The organism is Rugosibacter aromaticivorans (assembly GCF_000934545.1).
GTDB lineage: Bacteria > Pseudomonadota > Gammaproteobacteria > Burkholderiales > Rhodocyclaceae > Rugosibacter > Rugosibacter aromaticivorans.
In genome coordinates this window covers 2880263-2896446 of sequence record NZ_CP010554.1, presented here as the reverse complement: position 1 = coordinate 2896446, position 16184 = coordinate 2880263, and the positions used below count along the sequence as shown (strand labels likewise).

Sequence of the window (16184 nt, the reverse complement as noted above, 5' to 3'; positions counted from 1 at the left end):
AAGAAACACTTGATGCGTTTTCGGGATAACTAAAGAAAATCAGCGTTGCGGCCTTGCCCGCGTGTAGTACGCGTTATCCGTCATCCCGAAGCGTGGCTGGACTTTACTCATAGAGCGGCGAAAGGGATTGGCTGTGAAGCAGATAAAAAACTTTATCAATGGCGAGTTTGTCGCCACCGAAAAATGGTTTGAGAAGCGCTCCCCGCTGGACAATACAGTGATCGCGCAGGTGTCAGAAGCGGGCCAAGCTGAAGTGGATGCGGCGGTAAAGGCCGCGCGCGCAGCGCTCAATGGCCCGTGGGGGCAGATGGCGGTGGTGGATCGCGTTGAGTTGTTGTACGCAGTGGCTAATGAGATCAATGCGCGGTTCGAGGATTTTCTGGCCGCTGAATGTGCCGATACGGGTAAGCCGCGCAGTCTCGCCCGGCATATTGATATTCCGCGCGGCGCAGCCAATTTCAAGGTGTTTGCCGATGTCGTGAAAAACGTTCCGACCGAGTTTTTCGAAACAGCCACGCCCGATGGCAAGGGCGCGATCAACTATGGTTATCGTGCCCCTGTGGGTGTGGTGGGTGTGGTGTGTCCTTGGAATCTTCCCTTGCTGCTGATGACCTGGAAAGTGGGCCCGGCGTTGGCATGCGGTAATACTGTGGTGGTCAAGCCTTCTGAAGAAACACCGCAAACGGCATTGTTGCTGGGCGAAGTGATGAACAAGGTGGGTATGCCCAAAGGCGTTTATAACGTGGTGAACGGGTTTGGACCTAACTCCGCCGGGGCTTTCCTGACGGGCCATCCGGGCGTTAATGCCATTACCTTTACCGGCGAGACGCGCACAGGCGAGGTCATCATGAAAGCGGCAGCAAAAGGCGCACGCCCTGTATCGCTGGAAATGGGCGGCAAAAATGCGGCCATTGTGTTTGCTGATTGCGATTTTGATGCGGCCATTGAAGGCACGATGCGTTCAGCTTTTGCCAACTGTGGCCAAGTGTGTCTTGGCACCGAGCGCGTGTATGTCGAACGGCCGATTTTTGAGAAGTTTGTCGCAGCCATGAAAAAAGGTGCTGAAGGCCTGAAACTGGGTCGTCCCGAAGATGAGGCTGCCAATATGGGGCCGTTAATCAGCAAGGAACACCAGGAAAAAGTGTTGTCGTACTATCGTAAGGCGGCGGAAGAAGGTGCTACGGTTGTTACCGGCGGGGGCACGCCCAGTATGCCAGGCGATCTGGCGAATGGTTGCTGGGTACAACCGACCATCTGGACAGGATTACCTGAAACGGCCTCGGTGGTTAAAGAGAAGAAATCTTCGGCCCGTGCTGCCACATTGCGCCCTTTGATAGCGAAGAAGAGGTGCTGGCGCGTGCCAATGACAATGACTATGGCCTGGCAACAGCGATCTGGACGCAGAATATCTCTCGGGCACACCGTGTAGCGGCCAAAATGGAAGTCGGTATTGCCTGGGTGAATAGCTGGTTCCTGCGTGATTTACGCACCCCATTCGGTGGATCTAAACAATCCGGTATTGGCCGCGAGGGTGGTGTTCACTCGCTCGAGTTTTACACAGAACTTAAAAATATCTGCATCAAACTTTAAGGATGACTATGGACAAGCAAACGATCCAGCGGTTAGGCGATGAACTTTATCAAGCACTGATTACGGGACAAGTGATTGACCCTCTGACCAACCGTTACCCGGATATCACCATCAACGATGGCTATCAGATTCAGAGCCGTTTGGTGGGGCGTCGGATAGAAAAAGGTGCGCGGATTGTCGGCAAAAAAATTGGCGTCACCAGCCGTGTCGTAATGAACATGCTGGGCGTGAATCAGCCTGATTTTGGCATTTTGCTTGATGACATGATTTACAACGAAGGCGAAGCCATCGAGTACAAATCGCTGATCCAGCCTAAGGCGGAAGGCGAAATTGCGTTTGTCATGAAAAAAGACTTGATGGGCCCGGGTGTTACTGGCGCAGATGTTCTGGCGGCTACAGAAGGCGTGATCGCTTGTTTCGAGATTGTCGATTCACGCATTCGTGACTGGAAAATCAAAGTTCAGGATACCGTGGCGGATAACGCATCGTGCGGCGTCATGGTGCTGGGTGATCAACTGGTTGATGTGCGCAAGGTTGACCTGATGACTTGCGGTATGTTGGTTGAAAGGAACGGCGAAATTGTCGGTACCGGTGCGGGGGCTGCGACCATGGCTTCGCCAGTGAATGCCATTGCCTGGCTGGCCAATACGCTCGGAGCGTTAGGCATCCCGCTCAAAGCAGGTGAAATCGTGTTGTCTGGTTCGCTGGCCGCGATGTTTCCCATTCAGGCGGGCGATAATTTCCGTGTCACGATTGGCGGCATTGGTGGCTGTTCGGTACGCTTCGTTTAAGCGAGCCCAGGGTGGATTTACAACTTAACGCCAAGCGTGCACTGGTTACCGGCTCTACTGCCGGCATTGGCTTTGCCATTGCCAGTGCGTTGGCGGCCGAAGGCGCGCACGTTATTCTCAACGGCCGCACGCAGCCGCGAGTGGATGACGCATTGGCGCGCTTGCGTGCCGCTTGCCCGCAGGCTGCAGTGCGAGGCATTGCTGCGGACTTATCGACTGCTACGGGGGTTGCACAGCTTCTGGCGGCTTGCCCCGAGGTAGATGTTCTGGTCAATAACCTGGGCATTTTTGCCTCGGTGCCGTTTGAAGCGATTGATGATAGCGAATGGTTTCGGTTTTTCGAGGTGAATGTCATGAGTGGCGTGCGGTTGGCGCGTCACTATTTGCCGCAAATGAAAACCCGTGACTGGGGGCGTATCATTTTCATTTCCAGCGAATCTGGTGTGTGCCCGCCGGCTGAGATGGTGCATTACGGCATGACAAAATCGGCACAGCTTTCTGTGTCACGTGGTTTGGCCGAAACCTGTGCCGGAACACGTGTTACGGTTAACGCCCTGTTACCAGGGCCGACGCGCACGGAAGGCGTTGCTGAGTATCTTGACGACTTGGCAAAGCAGAAAAATTTAAGCTTTACCGAAATGGAGCAACAACTCTTTTCTTCTGCCCGGCCCACCTCTATACTCAAACGGTTGATTGAGCCTGCAGAAATTGCCAGTACCGTCGCTTATCTGTGTAGCCCGCTATCTGCCGCAACCAATGGCGCGGCGATTCATGCCGAAGGGGGCGTTGTTCGTAGTCTGATTTAACCTTATCTTCGCCTGTATTACCATTTACCTTTTTTAGGAGTTACCGAGATGAAAAAAATCCGTTGTGCATTAATCGGCCCCGGCAATATCGGCACCGATCTACTGTATAAACTCAAGCGCAGTCCTGTGCTGGAGCCAGTATGGATGGTAGGTATTGATCCAAGCTCGGATGGCTTAAAGCGCGCTGCTGAAATGGGCATCAAGGTTACTGCCGATGGTGTGGATGGCCTGTTGCCTCATGTCAAGGCAGACAATATCCAGATTGCTTTCGATGCCACCAGTGCTTACGTGCATGCGGAAAACAGCCGCAAACTGAATGCGCTTGGCGTCATGATGATAGACCTGACGCCAGCTGCCATCGGTCCGTATTGCATCCCGCCGGTGAACCTCGCAGAGCACCTTGGCAAACGTGAAATGAATGTGAATATGGTCACCTGTGGTGGTCAGGCAACGATCCCGCTGGTGGCCGCTGTTTCCCGCGTGCAGCCCGTGAAGTACGGCGAAATTGTAGCCACGGTTTCATCCAAATCGGCAGGCCCCGGTACACGCAAGAACATTGATGAATTCACGCGTACCACGGCAGGCGGTATTGAACAAGTGGGTGGCGCCAAACAGGGCAAGGCCATCATCATCATCAATCCGGCTGAGCCGCCACTCATCATGCGTGACACCGTGCACTGTCTGACCGAAACCGAGCCCGATCAAGCAAAAATCACGGCGTCGATTCACGACATGATCAAAGAAGTACAGAAGTATGTGCCTGGTTACCGGCTGGTTAATGGCCCGATTTTTGATGGCAATCGCGTCTCGATTTACATGGAAGTGGAAGGCCTGGGTGATTATCTGCCCAAGTACGCCGGCAATCTGGACATCATGACTGCCGCAGCTGCACGTACTGCTGAAATGTTTGCCGAAGAAATTATCGCCGGCAAGCTTGTTCTTGAACCCGTTGCCGCACCTTTGGCGGCCTAAGGAGAACTCTCATGGATCTAAAAGGCAAAAAAATCATTGTGCATGACATGACCTTGCGTGATGGCATGCACCCCAAGCGTCATCAAATGACACTCGATCAAATGCGGTCAATTGCCAGTGCGCTGGATGAAGCGGGTGTTCCCCTGATCGAAGTCACTCACGGTGATGGCCTGGGCGGCTCTTCGGTAAATTATGGTTTTCCACTCCATACTGACGAAGAATATCTCGGCGCGGTGATTCCCTTGATGAAAAAAGCCAAGATCTCGGCGCTGTTATTGCCAGGCATTGGTACTGTCGATCACCTGCGCATGGCGCACGATCTTGGTGTGAACACTATTCGCGTTGCGACACACTGTACCGAAGCAGATGTGTCTGAACAGCACATCATGCTCGCGCGCAAGCTGAACATGGATACCGTGGGTTTTTTGATGATGGCGCACATGAATACGCCCGAAGGCCTGGTGACACAAGCCAAGCTCATGGAAAGTTATGGCGCAAACTGCATCTACATCACTGACTCCGCAGGCTACATGCTGCCGGATGATGTCAAGGCCAGAATCTCTGCTGTGCGCGTTGCCCTCAAACCTGAAACCGAGCTTGGTTTTCACGGCCATCACAACATGGCGATGGGCATCGCCAATTCCATCGCGGCGGTGGAATGCGGTGCGAATCGTATTGATGCGGCGAGCGCAGGCTTGGGTGCCGGCGCTGGCAACACGCCAATCGAAGTGCTCATCGCCGTATGTGATCGCATGGGCATTGAAACTGGCGTTGATGTCTGGAAAATTCAGGATGTGGCCGACGATCTGGTCGTGCCCTTGATGGACTTCCCGATTCGCATTGACCGTGATGCACTCACTTTGGGCTATGCCGGAGTGTACGGCTCTTTCTTGCTGTTTGCCAAGCGCGCGGGTGCGAAATATGGCATTCCCTCTCGCGATTTGTTGGTTGAATTGGGTCGGCGCGGCATGGTCGGCGGGCAGGAAGATATGATTGAAGATACTGCCATGACGCTAGCCAAGCTCAAGATGCAGACTGCAGACAAGGTCCATGCAGCCAAAGCCGCTTGAATACGGAGAAAATTGCATGAAACTGGATAAAGCTATCATTGCCAAGCTGGCAGAACACCTCGAAAATTGTGAGCTGGAAGCACGCGATACGCTGAAAATAACCGAGGAATACCCGGATATGGATTTCGAGGATGCGTATGCCATCCAAGAGGCCATCAAGCAAAGAAAAATTGCACGGGGAAACAAAATCACCGGCTTTAAAGCTGGGCTGACATCGCATGCCAAAATGAAACAGATGGGTGTGTCGATGCCAGTGTTTGGCTTTATTACAGATTACGGCTGTATCTTGGACGGTGGTGAAGTAAAGACCTCCGAATTGATTCATCCCAAGGTAGAGCCTGAAATTGCGTTCGTCACCAAAGCACCGTTGCGTGGACCAGGTTGCCATATCGCAGCCGTGCTGGCGGCAACAGACTTTGTTTTGCCCGGCATTGAAGTGATTGATTCGCGCTACCGCGATTTCAAGTTTGACCTGAAAAGCGTGATTGCAGATAACACCTCGGCGGCGCGTTATGTGGTCGGCGGCATGATCAAATCCCCTGCGGATGTCGATATGCGCACCGTCGGCATCGTGCTGGAAAAAAATGGTGAACCCGTTGCCTTTGGTGCCGGTGCTGCGGTGCTTAACCATCCCGCTGCTGCCATTGCCATGCTGGCGAATCATCTGGGCGCGCGCGGCGAAGAAATTCCGGCTGGTTCGCTGATTCTTTCAGGCGGCATCACCGAGGCGGTAGTCGTCAAGGCAGGCGATGCGATTACGCTACGTGTGCAGGGTATGGGCAGCATTTCGCTGCGTTTCGTATAAGGAGGAGAGATCAAATGCCTATCGTGCAGATTCACCTCATGGAAGGGCGTGACGATGCAAAAAAAGAGCGTCTGATTGCCGAAGTGACCGATGCCATATGCCACAGCCTGGAGGTCAAGCCAGAAACCGTCCGGGTGATTATTCAGGAAATGCCAAAGGCTCATTTTGGCATTGGCGGTGTTAGCGCTAAAAAGCTGGGCAGATAAAAACCTGCCAGCAACCCAGGGAAGGCGCTCTTGCAGGATGACTCGTCATCCGTTCAGACTACAGGACACCTTATGCCTTCCCTGCTTTTTTCATCGCTTATTTCACCGCTTGTTTCATCAAGTAATCCTCTGTCCGCTGTAGACAGGGGTGATCATGCCCGACGATTCGCGGGCATTGATCGCTTGTATGGCGTCGGTGCTCTGGCCCGCGCTACGGCGTCTCACGTCGTGGTGGTGGGGATTGGCGGCGTGGGTTCATGGGCGGCTGAAGCGCTGGCCCGTTCAGGGGTGGGGCGCATCACGCTGATTGATCTTGATCACATCGCGGCTTCAAACATCAATCGTCAGATTCATGCGCTAGAAGCTACCCTGGGCGCTGCCAAGGTACTGGCGATGGCTGCGCGCATTGGGGGAATCAATCCGGCCTGTCAGGTGGTGACTATCGAAGAATTTATCAATGAGACGAACGTGGCTGATCTTATTCCAGCGTGCGATGCTGTCATTGATGCCATTGATAACGTGCGCGCCAAAGCCGCGCTGATTGCGCATTGCCGCCACCGAGGCATACGCATCCTGACCACGGGCGGCGCGGGAGGGCGGCTTGACCCCACACAAATACAGGTGGTGGATTTGTCGCGTACAACGCAAGATGTTTTGGCATCGAAAGTACGTGCACGGCTGCGCAAGCTGTATAACTTTTCGCGTGATCCAAAAAAGCAGTTTGGCGTGGAATGTGTTTTTTCACCAGAACAAATACGGCGCCCTGCCAGGGTACCCATTAGGGTGGATGCTTCGGGTACAAATGTTTGCGCAACGGACGACGACCGTGCCGGCTTGGATGGCAGTGCTGGCCTTGCCTGCGCGGGCTATGGATCTTCTGTTGCAGTCACTGCGGGTTTTGGCTTTGCTGCGGCAGCGCGTGTGTTGGCCGGTATACTGCCAACACGATGAACTCAGATAAACCCTCCCTCCCTGCGCATGGCATCCCGCGTGTCATCCTAGTCACCGGCGCGGCCCGCCGTGTCGGCGCCGAGATCGTGCGGATACTGCATGCGGCAGGTGCCGATGTCGCGATTCACTATCACACCTCCACCTCAGAAGCGCTGGCACTGAAGGCATCGCTAAACGCACTGCGGCCAGAGTCAGCCGCTGCATTTGCTGCTGATCTGCGCGATATGGGCGCATTACCCGGACTGGTAACTGCGGTGGTCGATTACTTTGGACGGCTGGATGGGCTCGTGAATAATGCCTCGTCGTTTTATCCCACAAAAGTCGGCGCTACGGATACGGCAGCGTGGGATGATCTCATCGGCACGAATCTCAAGGCACCGCTGTTTCTCGCGCAAGCGGCGGCGCCACAGCTCGTGCTGCACGGGGGATGCATTGTCAATTTGACGGATGTTCATGCCGAGCGGCCACTCAAAGGGTATGCGCTGTACTGCGCTGCCAAAGCAGGTTTGCTGGGTTTGACGCGCGCACTGGCCATCGAACTCGGCCCGCAGGTGCGGGTTAATGCGGTGGCACCTGGTGCCGTTGACTGGCCAGAAAACGCGAGTGATTTTCCATCTGATGAACGACAGGCCATCATCGAGCACACCTTGCTTAAACGGGTAGGTTCGGCAACTGATATTGCCCGTGCGGTGAGATTTCTTGTTTTTGACGCCCCCTATATGACCGGGCAAGTCATCACGGTGGATGGCGGCAGAAGCGCCCACTTATAAGGCGGGAAATGAATATTCCTCTAACAGCACGGCAGGCAAACAAACCGGCTTTTGAAGCCAACAAGCTGGCCAAGCGACTCCGCCGCAACACCGGCCAGGCGATTGCTGATTTCAACATGATCGCAGCGGGCGATCGGGTGATGGTTTGCCTATCCGGTGGCAAAGATTCTTATGCCATGCTCGATATGCTGCTCCATTTACGTGAGCATGCGCCGATTGATTTTGAAATCATCGCGGTCAATCTTGATCAGAAACAACCGGGTTTTCCTGCCGACGTATTGCCGCGATATCTGACGGGGCTAGGCATTCCCTTTCATATCGAAAACGAAGATACCTATAGCATCGTCAAACGCGTCATCCCTGAGGGAAAAACCACCTGCTCGCTGTGTTCGCGTCTGCGTCGGGGGGTCTTGTACCGCGTCGCCGACGAGTTGGGTGCGACAAAAATCGCCCTTGGCCACCACCGTGATGATATTTTGCAGACCCTGTTTTTAAATCTGTTCTTTGGCGGAAAATTAAAATCCATGCCGCCCAAACTGGTCTCGGACGATGGCTGTCACATGGTGATACGTCCGCTGGCCTATTGCCGGGAAAGTGATCTGGAAGCATGGGCTGCGCTGCGCGAGTTTCCAATTATTCCGTGTGATTTGTGCGGTTCGCAACCCAATCTGCAACGCCAGCTGGTCAAACGCATGCTGAGCGACTGGGAAAAGCAGTTTCCCGGACGCATCGAAACGCTTTTTCGCAGTCTGTCGAACGTGGTGCCCTCGCATTTGCTGGATGCAAAACTGTTTAATTTTGCCGATCTCACCATCACCGGTGTGCCTAACCCTGAAGGCGATCGCGCCTTTGATCCGCCGGGGTTTCCAGCGCCCGCCCCACAAGCGATCAACTTTGCCCTGAAAGACGAACGATGAATGTCCGCACCTTGCCTGCACGTCATGGTCTACTTTGGCTAGTGGCTGGTTGGCGACTCTTGCGCCGCTATCCGCGCCAGATGACGGGTATCACCCTGGTGTATTTTTTCGTGGTGCTGGTCGTTAACCTGATCCCCTTCGTTGGCCCGTTTTTACTGCCTTTAGTATTACCGACATTAACCGCACTACTCGGCAACGCGTGCCGCGCGTTGGATCACGATCAGCCATTGACGCAAGACATTTTGATCTCTGGTCTAGAGGCACAGCGTATCAACTTGCTGAGGTTAGGCGGGTTGCACCTGCTGGGTTCGGTTATTTTGCTACTCGCAAGTCAACCCCTGATGATCGAATTGAACCCTGACCAAAGCAAAGCCGCAGAACAACTTTCAGATGTGATTAGCCATCTTGGCCTGTTTTTGCTTTTAGCCAGCCCCGTCGTGATGGCCTTCTGGTTTGCGCCACTGCTCACTGCCTGGAACGGTATGACGGCGCTCAAAGCCTTGTTCTTCAGTTTTGTCGCCAGTTGGCGTAACTGGCGAGCTTTCACGGTGTATGGATTGGTCATTTTGGGCGTAGGCGTCGTTCTGCCCGGGGCGGTGATCGTAATCGCCGGCCTGCTTTTGCCGTCAATGGCCGGGGTTCTGGCTATGCTGGCACGGCTGGCCTTGGTGTTGCTGTTGGGGCCCATACTCGTCTCGAGTATTTATATTTCATACCGCGATGTCTTTAGTGAGTCTGTCGTGGCCGATGAATGAGTCACGAGTGCTAGCCACGCCAGCTGTGCAGGGTGCGCTGGGTGTCTTTGGTGGCACGTTTGATCCACTGCACATAGCGCATCTGCGCTTGGCCATAGAGGCACGTGAAGCGCTTTTACTCACCAGCGTAGTGTTTGTCCCGGCAGGCAACCCCCCGTTACGCGAGGCACCACAGGCTAGCCCGCAGCAACGTTTGGCCATGGTAGCGCGCGTGCTTGCTGGCGTGTCCGGGTTTGCGCTGGATGCTACCGAAGTCGTCACGCGCAGCCCCAGTTATACCGTCACCACACTCGAGCGGTTGCGTGCGCAACATGGCGCAGCGCGCCCCTTGGTGTTACTCATGGGCGCAGATGCTTTTGCCCGACTACCCGCGTGGCATCGCTGGCAAGAGCTGCTTCACTTGGCGCACATTGGTGTTGCCACACGGCCAGGGCAACCTGCGGCACTGCTGCCGGCCACCGCCCTGGCGCGTCAGTCGGACAATACAATCACGACAGATGCCGAAAAAAAGCCGCAAATGCTCGGCGCCGATGATACGGTAGACAGGGTGGAAGTGCATCTTGCCGACGTGTTGACTGAGCGGTTTGGTCGCCCGGCCGATATTTCTTCGGCACCTGCCGGCCGCATTGTGCCTTTTACCATTACCCCGCTAGCCATTTCAGCGACCATGATTCGCCAGCGGTTGGCGCAGGGTCTGAGTGTGCGCCATTTGGTGCCTGACACCGTTCTCGACTATATTGAAACCCATTCTATTTACTGAACGCCCTATGGACATTAAAAAACTGCAAAAAATAGTTGTCGACGCGCTTGAAGATATCAAAGCAAAAGATATTGAAGTGCTTAACACCAGCAAGCTCACCTCAATGTTTGACTTCATGATCATTGCCAGCGGGGACTCCAGTCGTCACGTTAAATCGCTGGCGCGCAACGTGTATGACAAAGTCAAAGAGGCCGAAGGTCAAGTGATCGGCATAGAAGGCGAGGAAACGGGTGAGTGGGTGCTGGTTGATCTGGCAGATATTGTGGTGCATGTGATGCAGCCGACAATACGCGCCCATTACAATCTCGAAGAGCTCTGGCAAACAGTGCCCAAGCGCGGCAAGAAATCTGTGGACAAGTGAGCCAGGAGACGTGAGACTGTGAAATTAATTGTCGCTGCGATCTCTACTCGACCGCCCGAATGGGTGGCGGCAGGTTGGGGTGACTATGCCAAGCGCATGCCGCGCGAGTTATCGCTTGATCTACTGGAAATTAAACCCGAATCCCGCACGACAGGCAAAAATGTCGTCGCGATGATGGCTGCTGAAGCGACGCGCCTTGATGCTGCATTACCTGCGTCTTGCCGCCGCGTCGTGCTGGATGAACAGGGTGACGTGGTAACCACGCGGCAGTTGAGCGAGCGATTAACCCAGTGGATGGCAGGAGGGTGTGATGTCGCCTTCCTGATTGGTGGCCCCGACGGCCTGGCAACACGTATCAAGGAAACTGCCCACGAAACGCTGCGGCTTTCCAGCCTGACCTTACCCCACGCACTCGTCCGGGTTATCCTGGCTGAAGCGCTGTATCGTGCAGCCAGCGTGATCAAAGGACACCCTTATCATCGTGAGTAATCCCTATGCCTGATACCCGTATTTATCTTGTATCGCGAAGCGTACGTCGGCGAGAGCTGCTCAATCAGGCCGGTATTCGTTTTGAGTTAATGTTACTGCGTTCTGCCGAAAGACAGGATGCGGAAGTTGATGAAAGTTGTTTGCCTGGCGAAACGCCAGAAGTCTATGTGCAGCGTGTTGCCCGAGCCAAGGCCATTTTTGGTGCCAATCTTTTGCTGCAACGCCACTTGCCAAAACGTTTGCTGCTAGCAGCTGACACAACGCTTGATCTAGACGGCGAAGTGATCGGCAAACCAAAAGATAGTGCTGATGCCATCGCCATTTTGCGTCGCTTATCCGGCCGCAGTCATCGGGTGTTGACTGCGGTTGTGGCAGCCATGCCGCACGATATTGAGCCGCGGGTTAAATCCTGCTTATCGGTGAGCGATGTCACGTTCAGAGCGCTCACAGAAGATGAAATTCAGCGCTATGTGCAAAGCGGTGAGTCGCTAGATAAGGCCGGTGCTTATGGCATTCAAGGCCGTGCGGCGACCTTTGTTGAATCTATTCATGGCTCTTATACGGGCATTGTGGGTTTGCCATTGTGTGAGACAGTGCTCATGCTGCGTGAATTCGGGCAAGCCGTGTGATGACACCCCTGCTGATGGTGCGTACACGTGGCTGAACAGTTTCTAATCAATTTCACGCCAGAAGAAACACGCGTTGCTTCATTACAGCAAGGCGTCGTTCAGGAATTACATATTGAACGCAACAACAGTTGCGGCGTGGTCGGCAACATTTATCTTGGCTATGTGGTGCGTGTTTTGCCCGGCATGCAGTCAGCATTTATCGATATTGGTCTGGAGCGCTCAGCCTTTTTGCATGCCGCGGATATCTGGGAAGAGCGAGCGGCCAATGGAACAGAACAACGGTCTATTGAAAAGATACTCACCGCAGGGCAATCGCTGCGTGTCCAGGTACAAAAAGATCCCATCGGTACCAAAGGCGCCCGCTTAACCACGCAGATTTCGATTGCAGGCAGGCTATTGGTTTACCTGCCGCAAGATGATCATGTGGGCATTTCTCAGCGGATTGTTGATGAAGAAGCGCGTGAAAAATTGCGTGGCCGTATTCAAGCGCTACTCTCACCAGAAGATCGTGGCGGCTTCATTTTGCGCACTGTAGGGCTTGAGGCCAGCGATGAAGAGCTGGCGGCTGACATCGTCTATTTGCGGCGCATCTGGCAGGAAATAAAACAGCGCAGCGTGGGGATGTTTCCGCCGGTGCTGTTGCATCATGATCTGACCTTGGCGCAACGCGTGTTGCGTGATCTGGTCACACAAGAAACCACCGCTGTGCTGATCGATTCACGTGAAAACTTTCAGAAACTGAAAGTTTTTGCGCAAGAATATGTGCCACAAGTCAGTGATCGTCTGGTGCACTACACGGGCGACCGCCCATTGTTTGAGTTGCATGGCATCGAAGATGAAATACAAAAAGCGCTCGCGCGGCGTGTTGATCTGAAATCAGGCGGTTATTTGATTTTTGATCAGACCGAAGCCATGACCACCATTGATGTCAATACGGGTGGATTTGTCGGCGCGCGTAATTTTAACGACACGATATTCAAGACCAATCTTGAAGCAGCACTAACGGTAGCGCATCAGTTACGCCTGCGTAACTTGGGTGGCATCATCATTGTCGATTTTATTGATATGGAAGATGAGCAGCATCAGGCGGCGGTTCTCGCAGAATTTAAAAAGGCGCTAGCGTCTGATCGCACGCGCGTGACCCTGTCGGAATTTACCCAGCTGGGGTTGATCGAAATGACGCGCAAGCGCACCCGTGAAAGCCTGGCGCAGATTCTTTGCGAGCCTTGCCCGGTATGTGGTGGGCGTGGCGAAATAAAGTCGGCGCAAACCGTGTGCTATGAAATCTTGCGTGAGCTATTGCGCGAAGCCCGTCAGTTTGCTACCCGCGAACTACGCGTAATCGCTGCCCCGGTGGTGATCGAGAAGTTTCTGGAAGAAGAAGCGCAAGCCTTGACCATGCTGTCCGACTTCATTGGCCGCTCCGTGTCACTCCATGCTGAAAGCGGCTATACGCAAGAGCAGTTCGACATTGTGCTGATGTAAGGATAAAATCCGCGCTTGGCTTTTTCAGGCTAATTTCCAGGCTTAGTTCCAAAAACACGCGGGCGTCGTATAACGGCATTACTCCAGCTTCCCAAGCTGATAACGAGGGTTCGACTCCCTTCGCCCGCTCCAGTTTTTTTACTAAATCAGCGTTAGTTTCGGGCAGGTGATCACTTCACACTGCTAACGCTGCCACCCCCAAACCATGCGCCAACCCGCGCCCAAGTATTTTTTCTGTGACGTGCTGCCTGCTTAATTTATATGGCGGGCAAGCGCTTGTGCTGTGTTGAGATTGCTAAATGCCCCTGTGCTGTCGTCAAACAGTACGTCACATGTTTTTAGCAGGGCGTGCCAGCTGGTAACTCGGCGGTTGCCGCGGGCAAGATAATCATTCAGCTGTGGCAACAATGAGCGGCGTGCCAGGCAAAACACCGGATGGGTGTGCTCGATGGTGCGCGCCACGGCCAGATCGGCGCAATTTTCCTGCAAGGCGCGCGCCAGGCGTGCCACCAGATCGCTTGGCAGCGAAGGCGAGTCGCACGGCACGGTAGCGACTAGCGGAGTGGTCGCGTGGGTTAAGGCCATCTGGATGCCCGCCAGAGGGCCAGCGTAATCGGGTATTCCGTCGGCAATTACGGGATAGCCAAAAGCCTCATACCGGAGAAGGTTGCGATTCGCGTTGATCAGCAGGTGCGCTACTTGCGGTGCCAGCCGATCGATTACCCATTGCACCATCGGCCGGCCGTGTAAGTCTTGCAGGCCTTTATCCAATCCACCCATGCGCTTGCCCTGGCCACCGGCCAGAATTACACCGGTGATGGGTTCATCGTTTAACGCCGGGGTCATGTGGGTCATGCGCCAGCAGATGGGCTAAGCAGGCAGCGGCCAAGTTAACTAAGCTCAATCAAGCTGCGTCACGTCACGCACGGCACCCGTGTCAGCCGAGGTGGTCAGTGCCGCATAGGCCTTGAGTGCTGCAGAGACTTCGCGTTGCCGATTGACCGGTTTCCATGCCGCTGCGCCGCGTGCTTCCATGGCTTTTCGCCGTGTTGCCAGCGCCGACTTTTCGATCACCAGATTGATGCTCCGGTTGGGGATGTCGATCTCGATGGTGTCGCCTTCTTCAACCAAACCAATGGCGCCGCCTGCCGCCGCTTCTGGCGAGGCATGACCAATGGATAAGCCGGACGTGCCGCCAGAAAAACGGCCGTCGGTCAGCAGTGCGCAGACTTTGCCCAAGTCTTTGGATTTCAAATAGCTGGTGGGGTAAAGCATTTCCTGCATGCCCGGTCCGCCTTTGGGGCCTTCATACACGATGACCACGATATCGCCAGCAACGATCTGGTCTGTCAGAATTTTTTCCACGGCCTCTTCCTGCGATTCGCAACGACGCACGCGGCCGGTGAATCTGAGAATGGAATCATCCACGCCTGCCGTTTTAACGATGCACCCTTTTTCTGCGATGTTGCCAAAGAGCACGGCCAGGCCACCATCTTGCGAATAGGCGTGCGTCTTGTCGCGTATGCAGCCTTCTGCGCGATCAAGATCAAGATCGGGATAACGCTGATCTTGCGAAAACGCGGTTTGTGTCGGAATGCCGCCGGGTGCAGCGCGATAAAAATCCTGGGTGGTGGCGTCTTGCGAGCGCACCACATCCCACTGCTCGAGCGCTGCGCCCAGCGTTGGGGAATGCACCGTGGGCAGGTCGCGATGAATCAGACCGGCGCGATCCAGCTCGCCCAAAATCGCCATGATGCCGCCTGCGCGGTGCACATCTTCCATGTGATATTTCTGCGTGGCTGGCGCCACTTTGGCCAGGCATGGCACATGGCGCGAAAGGCGGTCGATATCCTGCATCGTGAAGTTAGTGCCCGCTTCATGCGCAGCGGCCAGCAGGTGAAGCACGGTGTTGGTTGAGCCGCCCATGCTGATGTCCAGCGTCATGGCATTTTCAAACGCTTCGAACGACGCCACGTTGCGCGGCAGAACGCTGGCGTCATCCTGCTCATACCAGCGCTTGCACAGATCGACTACCAGTCGTCCGGCGCGCAGGAAAAGCTGTTTGCGGTCAGCGTGGGTGGCTAGTAGTGAACCATTGCCCGGCAAGGACAAGCCCAGCGCTTCGGTCAGGCAGTTCATCGAGTTGGCTGTGAACATGCCGGAACACGAGCCGCAGGTCGGGCAAGCGGAGCGCTCCATGTCGGCCACATCGGCGTCGCTGTTTTTTGCGTCACCTGCTTCGACCATCGCGTCGATCAAATCCACCTTGCGGAACTTGCCGTGCCACTGCACCTTGCCCGCTTCCATGGGCCCGCCGGAAACGAAAACGGTGGGGACATTGATGCGCAAGGATGCCATCAGCATCCCCGGTGTAATTTTGTCGCAGTTGGAAATGCACACCATGGCGTCCGCACAATGGGCATTGACCATGTATTCAACTGAATCAGCAATCAGCTCGCGACTAGGCAGCGAATACAGCATGCCGCCGTGCCCCATGGCAATACCGTCATCCACCGCGATGGTGTTGAATTCTTTCGCTACGCCACCAGCGGCTTCGATCTCACGCGCGACCATTTGTCCCAGATCTTTCAGATGCACATGGCCGGGCACGAATTGAGTGAAGGAATTCACCACAGCGATAATGGGCTTGCCAAAATCACCATCCTTCATGCCGGTAGCACGCCACAGGGCGCGGGCGCCGGCCATGTTGCGGCCGTGGGTGGATGTACGTGAACGATAAGCTGGCATGATGATCTCCGGAAGTCGCGGCACGACAGAGCGTAGCGCGCAAGTTATGACTTAGAATGGGAATTCTAGCCCAAACCCA

19 protein-coding genes and 1 tRNA gene are annotated in these 16184 nt (G+C 54.8%); 18 read left to right on the top strand and 2 right to left on the bottom strand.

Annotated features, from left to right (window positions below; genetic code table 11):
• Nucleotides 1-133: 133 nt before the first annotated feature.
• From PG1C_RS14320 to PG1C_RS14240, 18 genes are all read left to right on the top strand, one after another.
• The gene (locus tag PG1C_RS14320) at nucleotides 134-1429 is read left to right on the top strand and encodes a 2-hydroxymuconic semialdehyde dehydrogenase (RefSeq protein ID WP_284431770.1); all 1296 of its coding nucleotides are present in this window, start codon (nucleotides 134-136) and stop codon (nucleotides 1427-1429) included.
• Nucleotides 1348-1590 (top strand): aldehyde dehydrogenase family protein, encoded by a 243-nt coding sequence (locus PG1C_RS14875; protein WP_284431769.1) that lies wholly within the window; start codon nucleotides 1348-1350, stop codon nucleotides 1588-1590. The genes PG1C_RS14320 and PG1C_RS14875 overlap by 82 nt, the downstream gene beginning before the upstream one ends.
• An 8-nt stretch (nucleotides 1591-1598) precedes the next feature.
• Nucleotides 1599-2381: a 2-oxopent-4-enoate hydratase gene (dmpE, locus tag PG1C_RS14315; RefSeq protein ID WP_202635388.1), complete on the top strand. Its 783-nt coding sequence runs from the start codon at nucleotides 1599-1601 to the stop codon at nucleotides 2379-2381.
• Nucleotides 2382-2392: 11 nt separating this feature from the next.
• Nucleotides 2393-3187: an SDR family NAD(P)-dependent oxidoreductase gene (locus PG1C_RS14310; RefSeq protein WP_202635387.1), complete on the top strand. Its 795-nt coding sequence runs from the start codon at nucleotides 2393-2395 to the stop codon at nucleotides 3185-3187.
• Nucleotides 3188-3235: 48 nt separating this feature from the next.
• Complete coding sequence (locus PG1C_RS14305) at nucleotides 3236-4159, top strand: acetaldehyde dehydrogenase (acetylating) (RefSeq protein ID WP_202635386.1); 924 nt, start codon at nucleotides 3236-3238, stop codon at nucleotides 4157-4159.
• 11 nt (nucleotides 4160-4170) lie between these two features.
• Nucleotides 4171-5229, top strand: coding sequence for a 4-hydroxy-2-oxovalerate aldolase (dmpG, locus tag PG1C_RS14300; RefSeq protein ID WP_202635385.1), 1059 nt, complete (start codon nucleotides 4171-4173; stop codon nucleotides 5227-5229).
• Nucleotides 5230-5245: 16 nt separating this feature from the next.
• A complete protein-coding gene (gene dmpH, locus PG1C_RS14295; RefSeq protein ID WP_202635384.1) occupies nucleotides 5246-6034 on the top strand; it encodes a 2-oxo-3-hexenedioate decarboxylase in 789 nt (262 codons plus the stop codon).
• A gap of 14 nt (nucleotides 6035-6048) precedes the next feature.
• A complete protein-coding gene (locus PG1C_RS14290; protein WP_202635383.1) occupies nucleotides 6049-6240 on the top strand; it encodes a 4-oxalocrotonate tautomerase in 192 nt (63 codons plus the stop codon).
• Between the two features lie 72 nt (nucleotides 6241-6312).
• The gene (locus PG1C_RS14285; RefSeq protein ID WP_202635382.1) at nucleotides 6313-7191 is read left to right on the top strand and encodes a tRNA threonylcarbamoyladenosine dehydratase; all 879 of its coding nucleotides are present in this window, start codon (nucleotides 6313-6315) and stop codon (nucleotides 7189-7191) included.
• Nucleotides 7188-7961 (top strand): pteridine reductase, encoded by a 774-nt coding sequence (locus PG1C_RS14280; RefSeq protein WP_202635381.1) that lies wholly within the window; start codon nucleotides 7188-7190, stop codon nucleotides 7959-7961. The genes PG1C_RS14285 and PG1C_RS14280 overlap by 4 nt, the downstream gene beginning before the upstream one ends.
• Nucleotides 7962-7969: 8 nt before the next feature.
• On the top strand, nucleotides 7970-8878 hold the full coding sequence (gene ttcA, locus PG1C_RS14275) for a tRNA 2-thiocytidine(32) synthetase TtcA (RefSeq protein ID WP_202635380.1): 909 nt from the start codon (nucleotides 7970-7972) through the stop codon (nucleotides 8876-8878).
• A complete protein-coding gene (locus tag PG1C_RS14270) occupies nucleotides 8875-9633 on the top strand; it encodes a BPSS1780 family membrane protein (protein ID WP_202635379.1) in 759 nt (252 codons plus the stop codon). Before ttcA ends, PG1C_RS14270 begins: the two co-directional genes overlap by 4 nt.
• The gene (gene nadD / locus PG1C_RS14265; protein WP_202635378.1) at nucleotides 9626-10393 is read left to right on the top strand and encodes a nicotinate (nicotinamide) nucleotide adenylyltransferase; all 768 of its coding nucleotides are present in this window, start codon (nucleotides 9626-9628) and stop codon (nucleotides 10391-10393) included. The genes PG1C_RS14270 and nadD overlap by 8 nt, the downstream gene beginning before the upstream one ends.
• Nucleotides 10394-10400: 7 nt before the next feature.
• Nucleotides 10401-10754 (top strand): ribosome silencing factor, encoded by a 354-nt coding sequence (rsfS, locus tag PG1C_RS14260; RefSeq protein ID WP_202635377.1) that lies wholly within the window; start codon nucleotides 10401-10403, stop codon nucleotides 10752-10754.
• A gap of 18 nt (nucleotides 10755-10772) precedes the next feature.
• The gene (rlmH, locus tag PG1C_RS14255; protein WP_202635376.1) at nucleotides 10773-11243 is read left to right on the top strand and encodes a 23S rRNA (pseudouridine(1915)-N(3))-methyltransferase RlmH; all 471 of its coding nucleotides are present in this window, start codon (nucleotides 10773-10775) and stop codon (nucleotides 11241-11243) included.
• 5 nt (nucleotides 11244-11248) lie between these two features.
• Nucleotides 11249-11872: a Maf family protein gene (locus PG1C_RS14250; protein WP_202635375.1), complete on the top strand. Its 624-nt coding sequence runs from the start codon at nucleotides 11249-11251 to the stop codon at nucleotides 11870-11872.
• Between the two features lie 27 nt (nucleotides 11873-11899).
• The gene (gene rng, locus PG1C_RS14245; protein WP_202635374.1) at nucleotides 11900-13357 is read left to right on the top strand and encodes a ribonuclease G; all 1458 of its coding nucleotides are present in this window, start codon (nucleotides 11900-11902) and stop codon (nucleotides 13355-13357) included.
• 58 nt (nucleotides 13358-13415) lie between these two features.
• Nucleotides 13416-13489 (top strand) — tRNA-Gly (locus tag PG1C_RS14240).
• A 120-nt stretch (nucleotides 13490-13609) separates the two neighbouring features.
• On the opposite strand, the gene mobA is transcribed toward PG1C_RS14240, so the two are convergent.
• Together mobA and ilvD are read right to left on the bottom strand one after the other, a co-directional pair.
• Nucleotides 13610-14212, bottom strand: coding sequence for a molybdenum cofactor guanylyltransferase MobA (gene mobA, locus PG1C_RS14235; RefSeq protein WP_202635373.1), 603 nt, complete (start codon nucleotides 14210-14212; stop codon nucleotides 13610-13612).
• A gap of 45 nt (nucleotides 14213-14257) precedes the next feature.
• On the bottom strand, nucleotides 14258-16105 hold the full coding sequence (gene ilvD, locus PG1C_RS14230; protein WP_202635372.1) for a dihydroxy-acid dehydratase: 1848 nt from the start codon (nucleotides 16103-16105) through the stop codon (nucleotides 14258-14260).
• Nucleotides 16106-16184 lie beyond the last annotated feature (79 nt).